Source organism: Microbacterium sp. HJ5 (genome assembly GCF_054824025.1).
In genome coordinates this window covers 1-3,038 of sequence record NZ_JSYE01000054.1, presented here as the reverse complement: position 1 = coordinate 3,038, position 3,038 = coordinate 1, and the positions used below count along the sequence as shown (strand labels likewise).

Below are 3,038 nucleotides of genomic sequence, written 5' to 3'. Positions count from 1 at the left end.
TTCCTCATAATCGTGAGGTCGCGGGTTCAAGCCCCGCTCCTGCTACAACATAACCTCGGCTGATCAGCACTTCTTGTCCCATACGAAGGGACAGAGAATCGATGCGCTCAGCATCTATTCATCAGGTATCCGCTGACGGCGGCACTTTCAGCGTTCTGCGCCGGAAGGTGCTCCCTCCGCCTCGGCTCAGTTGTGTCTGCCTGGAGCACCTTGCTGTCACGGACAGCGAACAGCTCTCCGGGCTGGGCCTGGAGCCGATGGTGACTGCCAGCGAGTTGGCGGAGTACCTCCGCGTCGACGTGCAGGCGATCTACGATCTGCGGCTGCATGATCGTGGACCGAAGGGCATCGGGTCCGCACCGGTGGGCAAGCGGACTGCGTCCGCTGTCGAGAGTTATCGATGACAGTTGCAGCGCCCAGCGAGGCGTCGCTGACAACGAATATCCGCGGCAGAAAGAAGGATTGGATACAGGACGAGCAATCGGGCAGGCCCGAAGACAGCGGGGGGTGTGGCGGTGCCCGAATGAGGGGGCGCTGCCTCTGGAAGGATCCGGCGCGGATGGCCTGCAGCATCGAGTGGGTCTTGGATGGCGGCGACCACCACATGGTGCTGCTGCGGATCGAGGCATACACCCTCGACCCGAGCATCGAGCCGCCCGTCTGGTACGACTCGGGGTTTTTCGGCGTGGGCACTCTCACGACTGCGGAATGAGGTCCGGCATCAGAGAGTAGTCTTCACGGCATGAGCACTCGGCAACGCTAGCCCCGCCCAGGGGCCGCGCCGACCGAAGGGACCGTGCCTTGGTTCGCCTGCTCTGCCGTTCGCTCTTCGCCGTCTTCGGACACCGCATCTGCTGCGGACGCATTCCTGAATGGACCGCCCGCGTGGGACAGCCGTGGGATACGTACGACGTCGCACCGCTCAACCTCTACAACGTCATCTGGCGCGTACAGTCGCGGATACGGAGCTGGATCGCCTGACCGGCTGCGGTGCTGAAGCGGTGGGACCAATTGCAGCGAATCGGATGTGACCGGATGGTGGCGCTGAGAGCCCCGAGTGCTGATTTCCCTGCGGTTCTGTAACCCGATGTGATCCGTCTGACCTGATCCCATATGCGTTCAAATCCCACCGTCACCGCCACGTCGAAGCCCCGCGAACCCTTGGAAACAGGGGATCGCGGGGCTCTTCTCTTTCGCGCGACGGCGAAGGGGGAACAGATCGGGAACACACGTTCCTGAGGGCGGTGTCAAATGCCGGTGCCCGGGACCTCCGACGGCAGCACGACGGGCGCTGCTGAGGGTGGGAAGATCGATCGGTTGCGTGCCTGGGCGAGGGCGGTGGCGACGGCGTCGAGGTCGTCGTCGAAGAGGTCGGCGTACGTGTCCAGCGTCATCGCTGCTGACGCGTGACCGAGCATTCGTTGGACGGCTTTCACATTCGCACCTGCGCTGATGGCGAGACTCGCCGCGGTGTGGCGGAGATCGTGTGGTGTCACCCGCGGGAATGTCGGATCGTCTCTCTGCGCCCGTTTCACGGCTCTGGCGAACCAGCCGTCTTGTGAGTTGGGCAGTCGGAGTTGGTTGGTGCCGTCGCCGAACAGCAGCTGGGTGGCGTCCTTGCCGGCGAAGAGGGATCGGATCATCGGGTCGAGGAAGTCTGGGTAACGCACCGAGCGCGTGCGGTGGGTCTTCGGTGATCCGACATGAAGATGTCCGTTCACCAGGACCGCGTTCTCATAGACAGTGACGGCGCCGCGGTAGGTCAATGTCTCGAAGTCGCAGTCCGGTGGCTTCGCCCACCGGAGACCGGTGTAGGCGAGGAAGTAGACGACGTGGGGATGCGCGGACCGCTGAGCGAGTTCGGCGACCTGCCGAGGCTACCGCGGATCATCCCTGGTGCACACGCAGGGGGAGAGAGTGCTGGTTCGTGGTTTCGGTGGCGGAATGTCGATAGAAATGTGGGTGAACACATCCACGCGGGTGATTGAAACGGCCTATCGAGTTGGATTGCGATGAACGACGAGATTTGTATCGATCCGCATACCTTCAATCGGAGCGGATCGGGTGCCGTCAGTGGGAAGATATGGATTCGCATCGGGGGCGAGGCGTTCCCAGAAGACGATTGGTCCGACTTCCCTCTGATTGTTCTCAAGTGGTGGATTGTCGAACTCAGGAGGTTCCGCGCCGGTAGCCCTGCCGCGAGTTTGCACTTCATGGACGGCGACTTCGGGGTAAGTCTGACGCGGGACGGCTCGCGCATCGTCGCGCGCCGTGAGCGAGCCGGAGTCGTTATTGGAGAGGTAATTCAGGTCGATGCCGAGTCACTCTTTGCGTCCGCCTTAGTTGCGGCCACCGATGTTATCTCTCGCCTGTCCGGCACGATGGGGGGCAGCGATCTGGAGCTTCTCGTTCGCGAGGCGATTTCGTAGCCATCGCGGTGACGAAAAGAAGCAAGGGCGCCTGCGGTTGGTCGTGTTGAGACCCTGCAACCATCTTGCAGATGGGCGGCGACAGGGGTTCGCAGATTCCGTGGGCGCAGCGCAACGCTCAGGAGTCTCGGCGACGGACTCCGGTGGGTGCGTACGGCAGCAGTCTCGCCTCGCTACAACGAGGTGGCCAAAGAAGTCGGACGGGAGTCGGGTCTCGAACTTCCCAGCCCGCGGGAACATCCGCGGGAACAATCTCAATGAATCCGATGTGATTCAACAGAGCGTTTGGGATCTCTGGCCGTTGGTTTCATGCGGTTCTGTGACCTCATGTGATCCCTGTGACCCCATCCGGTATGCGTTCAAATCCCATCGTCACACCCATGCTGAGATGGCACCGCATGCCCTTCCTCGGCTGGACCGCAGGTAAGGTTCCGCGGCTGAGGCGCTTGCCCACATTTTGCCCACATCGGCCCGAACTTCGGTCATCGTGGACGCAGTTGAGCGCCACTTTCGGGCGTCGCGAACCGCGTGATTCCGCGGGACCCGCCCCGAGCCGCTCTGAACCGCCGCGCCCGAGGTTTCCTCATAATCGTGAGGTCGCGGGTTCAA

Annotated in this window: 4 protein-coding genes; 3 read left to right on the top strand and 1 reads right to left on the bottom strand. The window is 62.4% G+C overall.

Features of this window, described 5'->3' with window-relative positions; translation table 11 throughout:
• Positions 1–257: 257 nt before the first annotated feature.
• A complete protein-coding gene (locus OB08_RS16405) occupies positions 258–404 on the top strand; it encodes a hypothetical protein (RefSeq protein ID WP_461476632.1) in 147 nt (48 codons plus the stop codon).
• 155 nt (positions 405–559) lie between these two features.
• Positions 560–712 carry a flavin reductase family protein gene (locus OB08_RS16400; RefSeq protein WP_461476630.1) on the top strand — a complete coding sequence of 51 codons (153 nt, stop codon included), beginning with the start codon at positions 560–562 and terminating at the stop codon, positions 710–712.
• 535 nt (positions 713–1,247) lie between these two features.
• Here the strand turns inward: OB08_RS16400 and OB08_RS16395 are convergent.
• A complete protein-coding gene (locus tag OB08_RS16395; RefSeq protein ID WP_461476628.1) occupies positions 1,248–1,766 on the bottom strand; it encodes a tyrosine-type recombinase/integrase in 519 nt (172 codons plus the stop codon).
• A gap of 246 nt (positions 1,767–2,012) precedes the next feature.
• Between OB08_RS16395 and OB08_RS16390 the strand changes: the two genes are divergently transcribed.
• Positions 2,013–2,429 carry a hypothetical protein gene (locus tag OB08_RS16390; protein WP_461476626.1) on the top strand — a complete coding sequence of 139 codons (417 nt, stop codon included), beginning with the start codon at positions 2,013–2,015 and terminating at the stop codon, positions 2,427–2,429.
• The last annotated feature ends 609 nt before the right edge of the window (positions 2,430–3,038 follow it).

Excerpts from the sequence above, each read along its gene's own strand:
- OB08_RS16405 (WP_461476632.1), top strand. The coding sequence starts at position 258 with ATGGTGACTGCCAGCGAGTTGGCGGAGTACCTCCGCGTCGACGTGCAG.
- OB08_RS16400 (WP_461476630.1), top strand. The coding sequence starts at position 560 with ATGGCCTGCAGCATCGAGTGGGTCTTGGATGGCGGCGACCACCACATG.
- OB08_RS16390 (WP_461476626.1), top strand. The coding sequence starts at position 2,013 with ATGAACGACGAGATTTGTATCGATCCGCATACCTTCAATCGGAGCGGA.